Origin of the sequence: Nonomuraea sp. NPDC049684 (assembly GCF_044465345.1) — a bacterium.
Classification (GTDB): Bacteria; Actinomycetota; Actinomycetes; order Streptosporangiales; family Streptosporangiaceae; genus Nonomuraea.
On the sequence record NZ_JBITLO010000001.1, the window covers coordinates 646,045 to 661,943 of the forward strand.

Here is a 15,899-nt window from a genome sequence, read left to right on the forward strand (position 1 = left end):
GAGCGGTCTCGACCGCGCCGTGACGGTCCTGGAGTCCCTGGGCTGAGGCTTGCCCGGCGGAGCTGTTAGGGTGATCGCCGGGTGCGCCGGGAAGTCTGGTCGGCAATGTGTACGACGACGACCGGAGCCCCTTTCATGATCACTTCTGCGCGGCCCGCGTGACGGGCGCCCTGCTGACCGCGTTCGCGGGCCTGCTGCTGCTGGCGGTGCTGCTGTCCAGCCTGGCCCACCGCACCGTCCTGTCCACGGCGGCGCTGTTCCTGGTGGCCGGGTTCGTCCTCGGCGACGGCGTGCTCGGCGTCGTCTCGCTCAGGCCCGGCGACGACCTGGTGGCCACGCTGGCCGAGCTGGCCCTGTTCGCGGTGCTGTTCACCGACGGCATGCGGGTGGGCTGGACCGAGCTGCGCAGCGCGTGGCGGCTGCCCGGCCGCGCGCTCGGCTGGGGCCTGCCGCTCACCCTGGTCATCACCGCCGCCGGCGCGCACTACCTGCTCGGGCTGGGCTGGGTCGAGTCACTGCTGATCGGCGCCATCCTGGCCCCCACCGACCCGGTGTTCGCCGCCGCCCTCGTCGGCAACGAGAAGGTGCCGCCCCGGCTGCGGCAACTGCTCAACGTCGAGTCCGGCGTCAACGACGGGCTCGCGCTGCCGTTCGTCATCCTGTTCCTGACGATCGCCGCCGGCTCGGCCGACCTGCACCTCGGCGAGCTGGGGCTGGAGCTCGGCCTCGGCGTGCTCATCGGCGTGGCGATCCCGTGGACGGCGATCAAGCTGGAGCAGACCCGCTGGTTCGCCGCCTCCACCGCCTACGAACCGCTCAACGCCCTGGCCATCGGCCTGCTGGTGCTGGCCGTGGGCAAGGCCACGCACGGCAACCTGTTCCTGGCCGCCTTCTCCGCCGGGATCACCGTGGCGACCTTCGGGCAGCGCCAGCGGGAATCGTTCGAGCACTTCGGCGAGCTCATCGCGGAGATCTTCAAGCTGGCCGCGCTGCTGGTGTTCGGGGCGCTCATCACGCCCTCGCTGCTGGGCTCGGTGGGCTGGCAGGGGTGGCTGTTCGCGATCCTGGCACTGGTGGTCGCGCGGCCGGCGGCGATCTGGCTGTCGTTCCTGCGTTCCGGGCTGACGGTGCGCGAGCAGGCGGCGGTGGCCTGGTTCGGCCCGAAGGGGTTCGCGTCCGTGGTGTACGGGCTGCTCGTGCTCGCCTCCGGGATCGCCGCCGCGCAGCAGGTGTTCCAGATCGTCGCCGTCACCATCGTGGCCTCGATCCTGCTCCACTCCTCCACCGACATCGTGGTGGCCCGCGGCTTCGACGACGAGCACGACGTCCCCGCCTGGTTCGGACGCCTCCGCAAACGCGACCGGACGCCCTGAGAGACGCCCTTCGGGAGATCGCCGCTACCGCAGGCCCGCGAGCAGCGCGTCGAGACCCGCCTTCACCGCCGGGGCCGTACGGCCCCGGTGGACGACCAGGTTGGCCGTGAGCGCAGCAGGTCGAGCTGGGCGAAGGTGCGGCGGTCGCGACCTGCCCGCGCGGGCTCAGAGGGGGACGTGCCACCGCAGCCGGGTGCCGCCGCCCTGCGGGCTCTCCAGTTCGGAGGTGCCGCCGAGGCCGCTCGCGCGTTCCTCGATGTTGCGCAGGCCGCTGCGGCGGCCGGGCTCGTCCAGGCCGACGCCGTCGTCGGAGACCACGAGGGTGAGGCCGCCGGCGGCCACCTCGACGGACACCTCGGCGCGGCCGGCGCGGGAGTGGCGGACCACGTTCGACAGGGCCTCGCGCAACACCGCCAGCAGGTGCTCGGCCACGGCCTCGGGCACCAGCGTGTCGATCTGCCCTTCCATCCGCAGGCCGGGCATGAACCCCAGGTGCCCGCCCGCGCCCTCCACCAGCTCGACGATCCGGCCCCGCAGGCCGGGCGCGGCACCCTCGGCCGGGCCCTGGAGGGCGAAGATGGACGAGCGGATCTGCCGGATGGTCTCGTCCAGCTCGTCGATGGCGTGCTGGAGCCGTTTGCCCGCCTCCGGGCGTTCGACCAGCCGGACGGTGCTCATCAGCGTCATCGCGGTGGCGAACAGGCGCTGGATGACGACGTCGTGCAGGTCCTTGGCGATGCGGTCGCGGTCCTCCAGCAGGCCGAGCCGTTCGGCGTCGCGGCGGGCCTCGGCCAGTTCCAGGGCGAGGGCCGCCTGACCGGCGAACGCGTGCAGCATCTGCTGGTCCGCCCTGCTGAACGGCAGCCGTCCGCCGCGCTTGGCCAGCATGAGCACCCCGCGCACGTCCGACGCCGCGCCCAGCGGGATCATGAGCCCGGGGCCGTAGCCCAGCCGGCGCAGCGGCGAGGCCGGGTAGGGGGCGCTGCGCAGGTCCGCGTCGGACATCGGCTCCCCCTGGGTGAAGACGTCGCCCGCGAGCGTGGCCGCGACCTCGAAGACGGTCCCCCGCAGCCCCTCGGCGCCCTCGCCCTCGGCGACCCGGGCGATCAGCGTCTCCTTCGCCGGGTCCGGCAGCAGCACCTGGACCAGGTCGGCGTCGGTCATCTGGCGGGCGCGGGCGGCCACCACGGTCAGCATCTGGTGCGGGTCCGCGCCGGACAGCAGGCTCGTGGTCACCTCCGAGGACGCCTGCAACCAGGTCTCGCGGCGGCGCGACTCCTCGTACAGGCGGGCGTTCTCCACGGCGACGCCGGCGGCGGTGGCCAGGGCGATCACGATGGCCTCGTCCTCCTCGTCGAAGTCGCCGCCGCCGCGTTTCTCGGTCAGGTAGAGGTTGCCGAACACCTCGTCGCGCACGCGTACCGGGACGCCGAGGAAGGTGCCCATCGGCGGGTGACCGGGCGGGAAGCCGTAGGACTCCGGGTGGTCGGAGATGCGGCCCAGCCGGAGCGGACGGGCGTCCTTGATCAGCAGGCCGAGCAGGCCGAGCCCGTGCGGCCAGTGCTCGATGCGGGCGATCTCCTCCTCGCTCAGCCCCACCGGGATGAACTGCAGCAGCGTCTGCTCCTCGCCGACCACGCCGAGCGCCCCGTAGCTGGCGTCCACCAGCTTGGTGGCCGTCTCGACGATCCGGCGCAGCACCGTCTCCAGGTCGAGGTCGCTGCCCACCGAGACCACGGCCTCCAGCAGCGCGTGCACCCGGTCGCGGGTGGCCAGCACCGCGCTGAGCCGCACCTGCAGCTCGGCCAGCAGCTCATCGAGCCGCATCTGCGGCATCAAAGGACGGTGCGCGCCTTCCATGACGATCAGTCTGGCATCCCGACGGAACGACGCAAACCCCCGCCGAGTGGGCGGCTCCCCGCTCTATCGCAGCGGCGGAACGGTGACCAGGTCGTCGTGGTCGGCGCTCACCTCGCTGACGACGTCGACGACGCCCTCGACGCCGCGGACGGCCGCCACCGCCGCGATCGCCTGCGACCGGCGTGCCACCCGCCCGCCGAGCCGCACCACGCCCTGCTCGACCTCCACGGAGATCGCCCCGGACGCCGGGAGCACGGCTCGGACGTCGGCCTCCAGCTCCGCCCGCGGACGGGCGAAGACGCGCAGCACGTCGCGCCGGTGCAGGGTGCCGACGATGCGCCCGCTCGCCGGGTCGATCACCGGGAGCTGCTTGATGCGCCGGTCGTGCATGATCCTGGCCGCCTCGCGCACGGACATGCCCGGCGTGACGCTGATCGCCGGGGTGGACATGAGCTGGGCCGCGGTGACGGCCGTCGCCCGGTGGTGCTCGTCGCGCCGGCGGTGAGGTTCGAACATCGACACGCTGTGCCGTACCGGGTCGATCTCCTTGAGCAGCAGGTCGTCCTCGGAGACCACGCCCACCGGGCGCCGGTCGGCGTCTATCACGGTGACCGCGCCCACCGCGTACCGCTTCATCGCGTTGAGGACGTCGGCGAACGACGCGTCCGCCAGCACGGCGATGGCCACCCGGCCCATGACGTCCTTGACCTCGATCGACATGGTGTACCTCCTTGCCCCTGTCTCCATCCTGCTCCTTGCGGGGCCGGTCCACGCAGGAGCGAACGTCCCCGGGCGGTGGGACCGAAGGCACTCACCTGACGGGGCTTTCGTCCCTGTGCCGTGACGACGGCGGAACGCCCACCCCGGGTGCGGGGCGGGCGTCTGCTGCCGGGCACTACCTGAGCCAGGCGTTGCGGCGGACGATCGGCAGGTTGCCCAGGCCGAGGGTGGCGCCCGCGCCGGCCATCGCCAGGCCGATCAGGACGATCGCGTAGATGATGTGCTCGTCCATGAACGGGTTGTTGGCCAGCGGAAGTTCCGCGGCCCACATCAGGGTCAGCATGAGCGTGCCGGCGACCGCGGCGATCCGGGTGCCGACGCCCAGCACCAGCGCCAGGCCGATCCCCGCCAGGCCGGCCATGAACAGCCAGTCCACCCACGCCTGTCCGGCCAGGTTCGAGAACAGGCCGCCCAGCGCGTTCTCGCCGGTGCCCTTCAGGAAGCCCGTCGTCGGGCTGCCGCCCGCGATCCACGCCTTGCCCGCAGGGGTCGCGAAGCCCCACCCGAACGTCTTGTCCAGGAACGCCCACAGGAAGATCCAGCCGATCGCGATCCGGGCGACGGCCCAGACGTACTCGACCGGACGGCGTCCGGCGGCGGTGATGCCCGTGCAGGTGACGGGCCGGTCGATCGTGGCGGCCATGACGATCCCCTTTCAGCGATGGTTCGTCGTTCTCTTCCGCGCCTCCATCGCACCGTTTTCCGCGCTCCGCCGGCAGTGCCCTACGACCGTCGCTCGAAGGACCTTGGTCCTCGCCGCCATGCCGGGAGGAGGAGCCACACCGCGCCCCCGTTGATGACGTAAATATGGCCATTTGTCAACGCTGAAGTGACCGGCCGTAATGGCACCTTTCTCCCGAATTTACGGGCGGAGAAACGTGTGGATCTTGTGTCTTGACCTGGGTGATGGCGCGTGTAAGGCTTCGAGCCAAATGATCTAGCGCCCGCGATCTGCCACGAAAGGCTGGGGCTTAATGGCGCATTTATCCTCTCTTCGTACCGTCAAGAACTCTCTCCTCCAACTGGAGGTCGAGGACGCCGAGGCCGCCTCGCTGGCCGCCTGGACGGGCCACGTCCGCTACACCCCGAAATACGGGTCGCGGAAGACCACCGCGGAAACCTGGGGACTCGAACTGGCCCCCCTCTCCTCCCTGACGGCAGGCGTCAACTCGGTCCGCGGACGCGAACGAGAGCGCTTCTCCCTGGCGGGCGGCGAGGTCGTCGTCTACGACTGCGAGGACCCGTCCGACGCCCGATGGGCCGCCTGGCTCGGCCCCTGGCACATGGCGCACGGGCTCTTCTACTCCCCCGAGTGGGAGTCGTCCGACATCGTCGACATGTTCAGCCGCGTGACCTGGCAGGACACGCCCGATGGCATGGTGGCCGACGGCGGCAAGCGGTTCGACGTCTCCATGGAGCTCTACGCGATCTCGATCGCGGGCGTCGGCACCATGACGGTCGAGTCGAAGCAGGCGGGCATCAACCGCATTCCCAAGTGGCGGGGCTACGGAGCGCCCTCCGGCGAGCTGTGGCGGCTGCCCGCGCCCCCGTCCGACTCGGTGGCGCCCTTCCTCCTGGTGACCGACACCGCCATCGTCACCCTGCATCCCTGGAACGCCCCGAGCTACAACAAGGCGGGCGTGGCGGCCCGCTCGGCCGCGGGCAGCCCGGAGACCGCCGCCGACTTCCTGAACAAGGTCAAGCGCGTCGAGTGGCGGGCCTGAGGTGGAACCGCTGACCGCGGTGGTCATCATCCTGGCCGTCCTGGTCGCCCTGCTGTTCGCGGCGGGCGCCGGACTCTACCGGCGGGTACGCGAACTGGAACTGGCCACCTACAACGGGGTCGGCGTGCGCTTCGCCGCGGCCGGGGCCGAGGCCCAGGCGAACGGACTGGGCGTGCCCGGCGCCACGACCATGGTCATCAAGGTCAACCGTCGCTGCTCCATCTGCGACGACGTCCTGCTCGCCGCCGCCGGGATGGCGGCCGGCCTGCCCTCGGACCTGTCGTTCACCGTGCTGTCGGACGACCCCGGGTTCGACAAGTCCCTGCCCGGCTCCATCCGGGTGATCAAGGACCCGGCGATCTGGCGCGCGGCGAGCGTGCCCTACAGCCCGGCCCTGCTCGTCGTGGACGAGAACGGCGTCGTGGTGTTCACGGCTCCCGTCGGGTCGGGAGAGGCGCTCACGGAGATCGTCGAGCGAGCGGTTGCCAACAGAAAGGGAGTGAAGCTGTGAAGGCCGAGAAGCGGACCTCGATACTCGACCAGATACCCAGCGCCGAGGAGATGCCCGAGCAGGCGCTGCCGACGCGGGTGGGCGCCACGCGCGAGGGCTGGAGCAGGCGCCGCGTGCTCGGCATCGCCACCGGCGCCGCCGTGGCGACCGGGCTCGGCGTCCTCGACCTGCTGCCCTGGTCGAAGCCGCGCGGCGCGACGGCCGCCGCCTACACCGCGTGGGAGACCTGCCACGGCTTCGCCGACGCCGGTTCCGTCTGCGTGCCCTCCTCCGCGCTCTACTCGGGCAACTGCTCCGGCTCCTGGCACCGCAACGACGGCGCGTCCGGCACCTGCTACAACCTCCGCTACACCCACAACCCCTCCAGCTGCGACGGCAACAACGCCTGGAAGTGGTACGGCGGCGGCACCACCAGCACCCGCCGCATGTGCTCCGACGGCTGGTACGAGTACCACGACTGCGGCGGCGGCAACGTCTCCCGCTTCTCCATCTGCCGTACGGCGATCTGACCCGGGTCCATGAGCGACTCCGCCACCAGAAGATCCGTCCGCCTGCTGGTGCCCGGACTGGCACTGATCGTGGCGGCGGAGGCCCTGGTGCTGTACCTGAGGGTTGCGGGCGCGGACACGAAGGGCTTCACCTGGCTGGTGGCCGCCCTCGTCGCCGGCTTCTCCCTCTCGGGCTCCGTTTGAAGCCTGAACAGCGCCTGGGTGCTGTCCTCGTCGGTCCGGCGGGGTGCTGATGTCGCCGGCTTCATCGCCGGATTGTTCGTGGGAGCGGGCGCCGTCACGTTCGTGCTGGTGGTCGTCGGCTCCGTGCTGCGGGCTCCGTTCCCCGCAGTGGTTCTGCAGATCATGGTCGCCGCGGCTGCGGTGATCTTCCTGCTGCGCGAGCTGGACGTGCTGTCCTTCCCGTTGCTCCAGAACGCGCGGCTCGTGCCGCAGTTCGTCACCAGGATTCCCTTCTGGGGCGCCGTGCAGTTCGGCGCCGAGATGGGCACGGGGATGCGCACGTACTCGCCGACAGGGCTGCCGCACATCATGGCGGTGGCGATCCTGTTCCTGGCGTCCTGGCAGGAGGCGCTCCTGGCGGGCGCCGGCTTCGCGGCGGCGCGGGCGATGATGCTCCTGACCTTCGCCCTCGCGCGGGACCGGATGGAGGCGGACACGGCGTTCTACTTCACGTTGCCGAAGATGAAGGTCCTGTTCGTCGTGCTCGCGGTGCCCGTGGTGGCGATGCTGGTGATCGGATGATCGCCCTCGTCGCCCGCTACGGGCTGGGCCTCGTCCTGGTGCTGGCGGCGTTCGGGAAGGCGCGCAACCTCGGCGCCTTCCGGAGCGGCCTGGCGGCCTTCGGGCTCCATGGACGGGTGGCCCGGGCGGGCGCCTTCACGGTGGTGACCGTGGAGGCGCTCGTCGCCCTCGCCGCCTTCTCTCCCGTCGCCGGCGACGTGCTCGTTGGCGTGGCCGGGACGGGTCTGGGCCTGTCGTTCACGGTGGCGCAGACGTATCTTCTGGTCATGGGCGAGCAGGCGGCTCCTTGCCTGTGCTTCGGCACCGCCGAGCGGGCGTCGGTCCGCACGTTCGGCCGGGCGGCGCTGGTCCTGCTGATGGGGCTGGCGCTGTGGGGCGCCGCGGTCTGAGAACCGGCCCGGCCTTCCGCACCCTGCGCGCCCGCGGGGTGCTGGCCGCCGGATCGGCCGTCGTCATGATGGCCGTCGGCGGCCTCGCCGTCCTCCAGGCGCGTCCGCCCGCCGGTCCGGACGCTTCCGTGACGGTGGCCGCGCCGCCCCGCACCGTCCAGCCGCCCGCCCAGGCTCCGGCGCTGCCCGCCACCGGTCCCGCCGGGCGGGGCGTCCTGGTGTACACGGCCTGCCAGTCGCAGTGCCCCACCTTCCTGCTGCTCGCCGACGGCCGGCAGTTCCTGCTGGGCGCGCGGACCGTCAGCCCGCCCGGCAACATCACGCTCTCCCCCGACGGGCGCTGGCTCGGGCGACCCGTCAGGGGCGGGTACGAGGTCCGGGACCTGCTCGGGGTCGCGGTCCACCGGCTCGAACCGCCGTCCGGCGGCGGCGCGGACAGCGCGTACAGCCCATGGGCGTGGTCGGCGGACTCCCGGCGGCTGATCGTCGGCTACCACGCCAGCGGCGACGTGCGTTCCTACCGGACGCTGGAGCTCCCGAGCGGCCGCGCCCGCGAGCTCGACCTGCCGCCCGGACGGGAGCCGGTCGGCCTGCTGCCGTCGGGCGAGCCGCTCCTCCTCGACACCGGCCGGCACGACAGGCCGCCGCTCGACCGCGTCACGCTGGAGCACGCCGGCGCCGGTCGCCCCCTCGCCCTGACGTCCGGCGCGGGCGTCCTCAGCGACGCCGACCACGGGCTGTCCGTCCAGGTGAGCGGCGAGCGGATCTTCACCCTGGAGTACTCCGGCGACCGGATCACCGTCCTGGAGTTCGACGTCACGGGCCGGCGGGTGGCCCGCCTGCCGCTGGCGGCCGGGCGGTTCCCGGTCGGGCCGGTGGACGGGGGCTTCGCCGTCGTCCAGGTGCCCCAGGACCAGGTCCGCGGGAGGCAGGAGCTGGCGGTGCTCTCCCCGTCGGGCGACCGTCCGCTGTTCGACGTGCCCGGCCTCGCGGCCGTCGTCCTGCCGGGCGGAGCCCGGCACTAGGCGGCCCGCGGGTTCCGCCCGGCGTCAGCGGGGCGGGAGCAGGGTCCGGCGGTCGTTGTCGACGCGCCGGGTGATCCCCCGGGCGTCGAGACACTCCAGCAGGGGAAGGGCGACGCGGCGGCTGGTGGCCAGGGCCACCCGGACGTCGCTGACGGTGAACGGCGCGGGCAGTCCCGCGAGCGTCTCCGCGGCCCTGTCCAGGGCGTCGGGCATGAGCACGACGTTCTTCCCGATCGACAGCACGGCGCCCGACCGGAGCACGGCCGCCAGCGCCCTGCCCGTGAGGCCGAGCTCCGCCAGGCGTTCGGCCGTCGGGGCGTCGAAGGGGCGTTCGGCCAGGTCGGCGGTGAGCTGCGCGACCGCCCTGGCGATCGCGGGCGGCAGCGACCCGCCGGCGGGCCGGATCCGCCCGCCCTCGACCACCAGCGGCGGCCTGACGAGCGCCTCGGCGAGCCGCCGGTCGGGCAGGCCGAGCAGGTGGGCGGCGGCGTCCACGGTGATCCCCGGATCGAGCGCGGGCCGCCGCGCGACGTGCTCGGCGAGCCGGCGGGCCAGCGACGACCAGTGCCCGGGGTCGGCGTGCCAGTCGCCGGCCACCGGCGACCCGGCGGGCGGGCAGCCCATCGCCCGCAGGTCGCCTCCCGTCAGCAGCCCGTGCCAGCGCAGCAGCGCCGCGGCGTCGGGCAGCGGCGCCTCGCCGAGCGCGGCAGCCCTGGCGGCCGCGGCCCCCCGGCGCCGCAGCGCGGGGGGCCGGACGTCCAACACCTGGACGCCGGCGACGATCTCCTGCCTGCCGGGGTCGCGCAGCAGGCCCCGGTCGCCGACCCTGAGCGGCAGCGGACGGCCGAGGGTGAGCCGGGCGGTGTCGGGCCCCAGGAAGCGGACCCGGACGGGAACGGCGGCCGAGCCGAGATGCAGGTGCGCCTCCTGCCTGCGGCGCTCCACGGCGGGGTTCAGCCGCACGTCCACGACCTGGGCCGGCAGCCACGCCCCCGGCGTCAGCAGCGCCGCGCCCCGGGACAGCTCGGCACGGTCGACGCCACGCAGGTTGACGGCGACGCGGGCGGTCGCCGGGACGCGCTCCGCCTGCTCGCCGAGCGTCTGGAGGCCGCGGATCCTGACCCGCCGCCCGCCGGTCTCCAGCTCGTCGCCGACGCGGAGGGTGCCCCTGGTCAGGGTTCCGGTGACGACGGTCCCGGCCCCGGTGACGGTGAACACCCGGTCGATCCACAGCCGGACGGCGTCCTCGGTGTCCGGCGCGGGAAGCGCGGCGGCGAGCCGGGCCAGGGCCTGCTCCAGCTCGCCGAGCCCCTGCCCGGTGCGTCCGCTGACGGCCACGCCGTCGATCCCCGCCAGGCCGGTCCTGTCCAGGTGCTCGCGGACCTGCCTCAGGGCGGGCCCGGGGTCGGCGAGATCGGCCCGGGTGACGACCGCGAGGCCGTGCCGTACGCCCAGGGCGTCGAGCGCCGCCAGATGCTCGGCCGACTGGGCCTGCCAGCCCTGGTCGGCGGCCACCACCAGCATCACCGCGGGACACGGCCCGACCCCGGCCAGCATGTTGGTGACGAACCGCTCGTGCCCCGGGACGTCGACGAACGCGATGCGCTCCCCGGAGCCGAGCGTGGTCCAGGCGAAGCCGAGGTCGATGGTCATGCCGCGGCGGCGTTCCTCGGCCCACCGGTCGGGCTCCATGCCGGTCAGCGCCCGGACCAGCGTCGACTTGCCGTGATCGACGTGCCCGGCCGTCGCGATCACGTGCACGCGGGCTCCGCGGCGGGTCGATCCGTGCGCAAACCATCCCCCGATTCGCCGATCAGCGGAGGCGGACGGGAATCGAACCCGCCGCGCCGAGATGCTCGGCGCCACTGGTTTTGAAGACCAGGAGGATCACCAGACTCCCAAACGCCTCCGGAAGAGATCATAAACCTGCGGAAGGCGTCGAACTCCCGCGTAGAACGCGAACCCGGCCCCGTTCAGGACCGGATGACGACGGTGTGCCCGGTGTGCTCGATCAGCTCGCCGACCACCGGGGCGCCGGGGATCTCCCCGGCGACCAGCAGCCCGCCCGAGGTCTGCGCGTCGGCGAGCAGCAGCAGGGTCTCCTCCGGGACGTCGCCGGGGTCGAGATGCGGGGCCACCCAGTCGAGGTTGCGCCGGGAGCCGCCGGGGACGAACCCCTCCTTCACCGCCTGCGCCGCGCCGTCCAGCATCGGGACGGCCGAGGCGTGCAGCACGGCGGTGACCCCGGAGGCGCGGGCCAGCTTGTGGAGGTGGCCCAGCAGGCCGAAGCCGGTGACGTCGGTGGCGCAGCGGATCCCGGCGGCCACGGCCTGGCGCGAGGCGTCCGCGTTCAGCCGGGTCATGGTCTCCACGGCGTGCGGGAACACCTCGCCGGTGCTCTTGTGCCGGTTGTTGAGCACGCCCAGGCCGAGCGGCTTGGTCAGGGACAGCGGCAGGCCGGGGCGGCCGGCGTCGTTGCGCAGCAGCCGGTCGGGGTCGGCGACGCCGGTGACGGCCAGGCCGTACTTGGGTTCGGCGTCCACGACGCTGTGCCCGCCGGCCAGATGGCAGCCCGCCTGGGCGGCCACCTCCGCGCCGCCCCGCAGCACCTCGGCGGCCAGGTCGTAGGGCAGGAGGTCGGGCGGCCAGCACAGGAGGTTGAGCGCGACCACGGGACGCCCGCCCATGGCGTAGACGTCGGAGAGGGCGTTCGCCGCGGCGATGCGGCCCCAGTCGTAGGGGTCGTCGACCACCGGGGTGAAGAAGTCGGCCGTGCTGATGAGCACGGACCCGTCCTGGGTGCGGACCACGGCGGCGTCGTCGCCGGATTCCAGCCCCACCACGAGCTCCGCCTCGGGCTCTCGCGGGACCGGCATTCGCGCGTTGCCGAGCAGCGACTCCAGGTCCGCCGCGGGGATCTTGCAGGCGCAGCCGCCGCCCTGGGCGTACTGCGTGAGCCTCTTCATGATCACACCTTAGGACGATCAAGGCCGTCATGATCGGTTTTCCGGCGGTTGATCATATGATGCCTGATCGGCCCCGGTACGAGACCTGGAGACATCGTGCTTCCCACGCCGAATCGGACGTCCCTGGCATGACCGACCATCGTCGGTCCATCCCGCGGACGGACACGCTGCTCGCCGACCCCCGGCTGGCCGAGGCCCGGCGGCGGTTCGGCCACGCCCGGGTCAAGGCCGTGATCGTCGCGGCGCAGCGGCGGGCCAGGGAGGGAGAGCTCGCGCCGCAGGACGTCCTGACCGCGGCGCTGGCGGCCCTGCCCGCCTCCGCCGCCGGCCTGCGGCCGGTGATCAACGCCACCGGCGTGCTGCTGCACACCAACCTGGGCCGCGCCCCGCTGTCGGACGCCGCCCGCCAGGCGGTGGAGCTGGCCGCCGGGGTCACCGACGTCGAGCTCGACCTCGACACGGGCGGCCGGGGCAGGCGGGGACGTACGGCGCTGGCCGCCCTGGCCGCCGCGGTGCCCGCGGCCGAGGCGGTCCACGTCGTGAACAACAACGCGGCGGCGCTCGCGCTGGCGGCCACCGCGCTGGCGGCGGGCGGCGAGATCGTGGTCAGCCGGGGGGAGCTCATCGAGATCGGGGACGGCTTCCGCCTTCCCGACCTGCTCGTCTCCACGGGGGCCCGGCTGCGCGAGGTCGGCATGACCAACCGCACCGCCCTCGCGGACTACGCCGGCGCGATCGGGCCGCAGACGGGCCTGGTGCTGAAGGTGCACCCGTCCAACTACCGGATCGAGGGGTTCACGGCCGACGTCCCGGTGTCGCGGCTGGCGGCGTTGTGCCGCGAGCGGGGTGTCCCGCTCGTCGCCGACGCCGGCTCGGGGCTGCTGACCCATGAGCCGCTGCTGCCCCGCGAGCCCGACGTCACGAGCTGGCTGACCGAGGGCGCGGACCTCGTCACCACCAGCGGGGACAAGCTGCTCGGCGGCCCCCAGTGCGGGCTGCTGTTCGGCCGCGCCGACCTGGTGGAGCGGCTGCGCCGCCATCCCCTCGCCCGCGCGCTGCGGGTGGACAAGGTCACGCTGGCGGCGCTGGAGGCCACGGTCGCCGGCCCGCCGACGCCGACCTGGGAGAGCCTGCACGCCGACCAGGCCACGCTGCGCTCCCGCGCCGAGGACCTGGCGGCCCGGCTGCGTGACAAGGGGATCGAGGCCGAGGCCGTCGACAGCGGGAGCGTGGTCGGCGGCGGGGGCGCGCCCGGGGTGTCCCTGCCGAGCGCCGCCGTCGCGCTGGACCGGCGGGCGGCCGCCGCCCTGCGCCGGGCGCGGCCGCCCGTGCTCGCCCGGGTGGAGGACGGCCGCTGCCTGCTCGACCTGCGCGCGGTGCCGTCCGGCCACGACGACATGCTGCTGGCCGCCGTCCTCACCGCGTGGCCGGAGAGCTGATCGGGCGCGCCGCGGACGGGGCGGTGGCCGGTCGCCGGAGACCGCCCCGGGAGAGGGAGCGGCCTCCCCCTCGCGGGGGAGCACACCGGACGGCCCCGGCGAAAGGCTGGCGGGCATGAGCACTTCCTCCCCGCTCGCGAGGGCCACACCGCCGAGCCGGCTCACCATCTGGGCCGGACGAGCCATGATCTTCATCGCCCTGGCGCACGTCGCCGTGTTCGCGCCCCTCGCCCCCTGGGCCGGCTGGCTCGCCGGAGACCTGCGCGACGGCCGCGCGGACGGCGAGTCGCAGGCCGTCTTCTGGGCGCTGCCCGGCGGGTTCGTCGTGGTGCTGGCGCTGCTGGGCCTGCTGGTGGCGCGGGCGGGACGGCAGGGGCAGCCGGTTCCCGGATATGTCGGCTGGGCGATCCTCGCCTGGGGGGCCGTCGGCGTCGGCCTGATCGGAATGAGTGGTTTCATCACCGCGATCGTCCCTTCCGGGCTGCTCATCGCGGCGAATGTCATCGCCGTGCGGGAGAATCGCGCCCGGCGTGCTGTCCGCGGCGGAACATGAACGGTCATGACCGCGCCGACCAGCGGTGGAGTCGAGGGCCGCTTTTCAGGTGTGTCGTTATCGGGTTTTCGCTCATTCGGCCGCTTAACGGCCTGGAGACGACATAGTAATTTTCACAAATGCCTCAATCACCTGGTAGGCGACGGCCGGTCATCGCACGATGGCTGGCCGTCCTCGTCATCGCCGCCGTCATCCCGGCGGGACCGGGCTCGTCGGCCGCGTACGCGTCGGGCCCGCAACCGCCCGGGAACGCCGTCGTCGTCTGGGACCGCAACGCCCAGACCGCCATCTGGGACGTCGCCGGCCAGCAGCCGCAGGTCCAGGCGCGCAGCTTCGCCATGGTGCACGGAGCCGTCTACGACGCGGTGAACGCGATCGCCGGCACCCCGTACCAGCCGTACCTGACCGCGCCCCAGGCCGACGGCGGGGAGTCGACGGAGGCCGCCGTCGCCACCGCGGCCTTCCGCGTGCTGAACAAGCTCTTCCCCGCCCAGCAGGCCCGGCTGACGACCCAGTACGACGAATACCTCGCCACGATCGCCGACGGCGACGCGAAACGACGCGGCGTCGCCGTGGGCGAGCAGGCGGCGGCCGCGATGATCGCCGCCAGGGAGAACGACGGCGCGTTCGGCGACCAGACCTGGCCGATCGGCACCCGGCCCGGCCAGTGGCGGCCGACGCCGCCCACCAACGCCTCGGACGGGGCCTGGGTCGGCGACCTCAAGCCGTTCCTCATCCCCAGCGCGTCGATGTTCCGCACCTCGGGGCCGCCCGCGCTGACCAGCTCCCGCTACGCCAAGGACATCAACGAGCTGAAGCGGATCGGCGGGGCGGACAGCACGGTCAGGACGCCGGACCAGACGCAGGCCGCGATCTGGTGGCACGACCGGCACCTGGCCGAATGGGAGATCAAGCGACAGCTCGCCACGACGCGGCGCCTGAACCCGCTCCAGGCGGCCCGCATGTTCGCCATGGTCGACCTGGCCGAGGCCGACGCCACGACCGCCTGTTACAACGAGAAGGCGGCGTGGGCCTTCTGGCGGCCGGTCACGGCGATCCGCCTGGCCGACACCGACGGCAACCCGCGTACCGCGGCCGACCCCGACTGGACGCCGCTGCTCGTCACCCCGCCGCACCCGGACTACACCTCCGGGCACACGTGCTTCACGGCGGCCAGCATGTCGGCGCTGGCCCACTTCTTCGGCAGGGACGACATCCCCTTCAGCGGCCACAGCTCCGACTCGGGCACCACCAGAAGCTTCCACGGCTTCTCCCACGCCCTGGCCGAGGTCATCGAGGCCCGCGTGTGGGGCGGCATCCACACGCGCACGGCGGACGTGCAGGGCGCGAAGATCGGCGCTCAGGTCACCGCCTACATGGTGCGGCACTACTTCCGGCCGAAGCGGTGAGGCCGGAAGTGGTGAAGCCGGGAGCGGTCAGGCCGGGCGAGGCGCCCGCCCGCCGCTGAGACCGGAATCGCGGCGTTCCGAAGACCTCCCCGTGCGCGCCGAGCACGGGGAGGTCTTCCTGATTCCGGCCCTGACACGACGGGGGCAGGCGGATGTCAGCACCCCGCGGGGCCACTGCCAGCGGGATGACCGCCGATCTGACCGATATGGAGAATCGGACCCGACTCAATCAGTCAATAGGGACGGGGACCCCGTCAAACGTCAGGACCGAAACCCTAATTACGGGCATTCCATAGAGGGACAAGATCATCACGCAGGGTGGCAGAACCCCAGAACGCGAGGGCAGGCAGAGATCATCAGCCCAGCCGGGGAGGTCCGCCGTCCGTAGACACACCCACCGGAAGCCGGTTTTGTCGATGCCCGAAACCAGCATTCCATCATTGGTTTAAATTTCATCCCTTGACTGACTTTCGGACAAAATAATAGGAATGGCGTGGCTTCAGCCGTGAGCCGCCCCTCGCCGGGTCGAACCCTGACGAGCGGCCCGTCTTTCCTGCTGCCCGCGCGACGACCTCGCCCGGCGCGGCAGACCTGCCGGAGGGTGACTTCGCGTCGCG

16 protein-coding genes and 1 tRNA gene are annotated in these 15,899 nt (G+C 73.0%); 11 read left to right on the forward strand and 6 right to left on the reverse strand.

Translation table 11 applies throughout. The features are described from left to right. Positions 1 to 107 precede the first annotated feature (107 nt). Positions 108 to 1,373 carry a cation:proton antiporter gene (locus ACIBST_RS02985; protein ID WP_397168570.1) on the forward strand — a complete coding sequence of 422 codons (1,266 nt, stop codon included), beginning with the start codon at positions 108 to 110 and terminating at the stop codon, positions 1,371 to 1,373. A gap of 165 nt (positions 1,374 to 1,538) precedes the next feature. Here the strand turns inward: ACIBST_RS02985 and ACIBST_RS02990 are convergent, their stop codons facing one another. From ACIBST_RS02990 to ACIBST_RS03000, 3 genes are all read right to left on the reverse strand, one after another. Continuing rightward, a complete protein-coding gene (locus tag ACIBST_RS02990) occupies positions 1,539 to 3,209 on the reverse strand; it encodes a GAF domain-containing protein (RefSeq protein ID WP_397168572.1) in 1,671 nt (556 codons plus the stop codon). 87 nt (positions 3,210 to 3,296) lie between these two features. After that, positions 3,297 to 3,953 carry a CBS domain-containing protein gene (locus ACIBST_RS02995; RefSeq protein ID WP_397168574.1) on the reverse strand — a complete coding sequence of 219 codons (657 nt, stop codon included), beginning with the start codon at positions 3,951 to 3,953 and terminating at the stop codon, positions 3,297 to 3,299. 175 nt (positions 3,954 to 4,128) lie between these two features. Further along, complete coding sequence (locus tag ACIBST_RS03000; RefSeq protein ID WP_397168575.1) at positions 4,129 to 4,656, reverse strand: hypothetical protein; 528 nt, start codon at positions 4,654 to 4,656, stop codon at positions 4,129 to 4,131. A gap of 331 nt (positions 4,657 to 4,987) precedes the next feature. Between ACIBST_RS03000 and ACIBST_RS03005 the strand changes: the two genes are divergently transcribed. From ACIBST_RS03005 to ACIBST_RS03035, 7 genes are read left to right on the forward strand one after another with little or no spacing between them, the layout of a single operon-like run. Beyond that, on the forward strand, positions 4,988 to 5,737 hold the full coding sequence (locus ACIBST_RS03005; protein ID WP_397168576.1) for a hypothetical protein: 750 nt from the start codon (positions 4,988 to 4,990) through the stop codon (positions 5,735 to 5,737). Position 5,738: 1 nt separating this feature from the next. After that, positions 5,739 to 6,248 (forward strand): hypothetical protein, encoded by a 510-nt coding sequence (locus ACIBST_RS03010; RefSeq protein WP_397168577.1) that lies wholly within the window; start codon positions 5,739 to 5,741, stop codon positions 6,246 to 6,248. Continuing rightward, the gene (locus tag ACIBST_RS03015; protein WP_352328891.1) at positions 6,245 to 6,757 is read left to right on the forward strand and encodes a hypothetical protein; all 513 of its coding nucleotides are present in this window, start codon (positions 6,245 to 6,247) and stop codon (positions 6,755 to 6,757) included. Before ACIBST_RS03010 ends, ACIBST_RS03015 begins: the two co-directional genes overlap by 4 nt. Positions 6,758 to 6,766: 9 nt before the next feature. Next, on the forward strand, positions 6,767 to 6,940 hold the full coding sequence (locus ACIBST_RS03020) for a hypothetical protein (protein WP_397168579.1): 174 nt from the start codon (positions 6,767 to 6,769) through the stop codon (positions 6,938 to 6,940). 18 nt (positions 6,941 to 6,958) lie between these two features. Beyond that, a complete protein-coding gene (locus tag ACIBST_RS03025) occupies positions 6,959 to 7,501 on the forward strand; it encodes a hypothetical protein (RefSeq protein ID WP_397168580.1) in 543 nt (180 codons plus the stop codon). Further along, positions 7,498 to 7,890, forward strand: a complete 393-nt coding sequence (locus ACIBST_RS03030) for a MauE/DoxX family redox-associated membrane protein (RefSeq protein WP_397168582.1) — start codon at positions 7,498 to 7,500, stop codon at positions 7,888 to 7,890. The genes ACIBST_RS03025 and ACIBST_RS03030 overlap by 4 nt, the downstream gene beginning before the upstream one ends. Further along, complete coding sequence (locus ACIBST_RS03035) at positions 7,872 to 8,915, forward strand: hypothetical protein (RefSeq protein WP_397168584.1); 1,044 nt, start codon at positions 7,872 to 7,874, stop codon at positions 8,913 to 8,915. Before ACIBST_RS03030 ends, ACIBST_RS03035 begins: the two co-directional genes overlap by 19 nt. Before the next feature lie 24 nt (positions 8,916 to 8,939). Here the strand turns inward: ACIBST_RS03035 and selB are convergent, their stop codons facing one another. The 3 genes from selB to selD all read right to left on the reverse strand — a co-directional run bounded on the left by selB (position 8,940) and on the right by selD (position 11,881). After that, positions 8,940 to 10,676 carry a selenocysteine-specific translation elongation factor gene (gene selB / locus ACIBST_RS03040; RefSeq protein ID WP_397168585.1) on the reverse strand — a complete coding sequence of 579 codons (1,737 nt, stop codon included), beginning with the start codon at positions 10,674 to 10,676 and terminating at the stop codon, positions 8,940 to 8,942. A 55-nt stretch (positions 10,677 to 10,731) separates the two neighbouring features. Next, positions 10,732 to 10,825: transfer RNA gene (locus tag ACIBST_RS03045), tRNA-Sec, on the reverse strand. 63 nt (positions 10,826 to 10,888) lie between these two features. Beyond that, positions 10,889 to 11,881 (reverse strand): selenide, water dikinase SelD, encoded by a 993-nt coding sequence (selD, locus tag ACIBST_RS03050; RefSeq protein WP_397168587.1) that lies wholly within the window; start codon positions 11,879 to 11,881, stop codon positions 10,889 to 10,891. Positions 11,882 to 12,009: 128 nt separating this feature from the next. Between selD and selA the strand changes: the two genes are divergently transcribed. The 3 genes from selA (at position 12,010) to ACIBST_RS03065 (ending at position 15,282) form a co-directional block, all read left to right on the forward strand. After that, positions 12,010 to 13,320, forward strand: a complete 1,311-nt coding sequence (gene selA / locus ACIBST_RS03055; RefSeq protein ID WP_397168588.1) for an L-seryl-tRNA(Sec) selenium transferase — start codon at positions 12,010 to 12,012, stop codon at positions 13,318 to 13,320. A gap of 115 nt (positions 13,321 to 13,435) precedes the next feature. Then, positions 13,436 to 13,873, forward strand: a complete 438-nt coding sequence (locus ACIBST_RS03060) for a DUF6463 family protein (protein ID WP_397168590.1) — start codon at positions 13,436 to 13,438, stop codon at positions 13,871 to 13,873. A gap of 119 nt (positions 13,874 to 13,992) precedes the next feature. Beyond that, positions 13,993 to 15,282 carry a phosphatase PAP2 family protein gene (locus ACIBST_RS03065; protein ID WP_397168591.1) on the forward strand — a complete coding sequence of 430 codons (1,290 nt, stop codon included), beginning with the start codon at positions 13,993 to 13,995 and terminating at the stop codon, positions 15,280 to 15,282. Positions 15,283 to 15,899: the final 617 nt, after the last annotated feature.

Bases quoted from the DNA above. Each gene is read 5' to 3' on its own strand.
- ACIBST_RS03060 (WP_397168590.1), top strand. From the start codon at position 13,436: ATGAGCACTTCCTCCCCGCTCGCGAGGGCCACACCGCCGAGCCGGCTC.
- ACIBST_RS03030 (WP_397168582.1), top strand. From the start codon at position 7,498: ATGATCGCCCTCGTCGCCCGCTACGGGCTGGGCCTCGTCCTGGTGCTG.
- ACIBST_RS02995 (WP_397168574.1), bottom strand. From the start codon at position 3,953: ATGTCGATCGAGGTCAAGGACGTCATGGGCCGGGTGGCCATCGCCGTG.
- ACIBST_RS03020 (WP_397168579.1), top strand. From the start codon at position 6,767: ATGAGCGACTCCGCCACCAGAAGATCCGTCCGCCTGCTGGTGCCCGGA.
- ACIBST_RS03005 (WP_397168576.1), top strand. From the start codon at position 4,988: ATGGCGCATTTATCCTCTCTTCGTACCGTCAAGAACTCTCTCCTCCAA.
- selD (WP_397168587.1), bottom strand. From the start codon at position 11,881: ATGAAGAGGCTCACGCAGTACGCCCAGGGCGGCGGCTGCGCCTGCAAG.
- ACIBST_RS02990 (WP_397168572.1), bottom strand. From the start codon at position 3,209: ATGCCGCAGATGCGGCTCGATGAGCTGCTGGCCGAGCTGCAGGTGCGG.
- ACIBST_RS03065 (WP_397168591.1), top strand. From the start codon at position 13,993: ATGCCTCAATCACCTGGTAGGCGACGGCCGGTCATCGCACGATGGCTG.
- selA (WP_397168588.1), top strand. From the start codon at position 12,010: ATGACCGACCATCGTCGGTCCATCCCGCGGACGGACACGCTGCTCGCC.
- ACIBST_RS03000 (WP_397168575.1), bottom strand. From the start codon at position 4,656: ATGGCCGCCACGATCGACCGGCCCGTCACCTGCACGGGCATCACCGCC.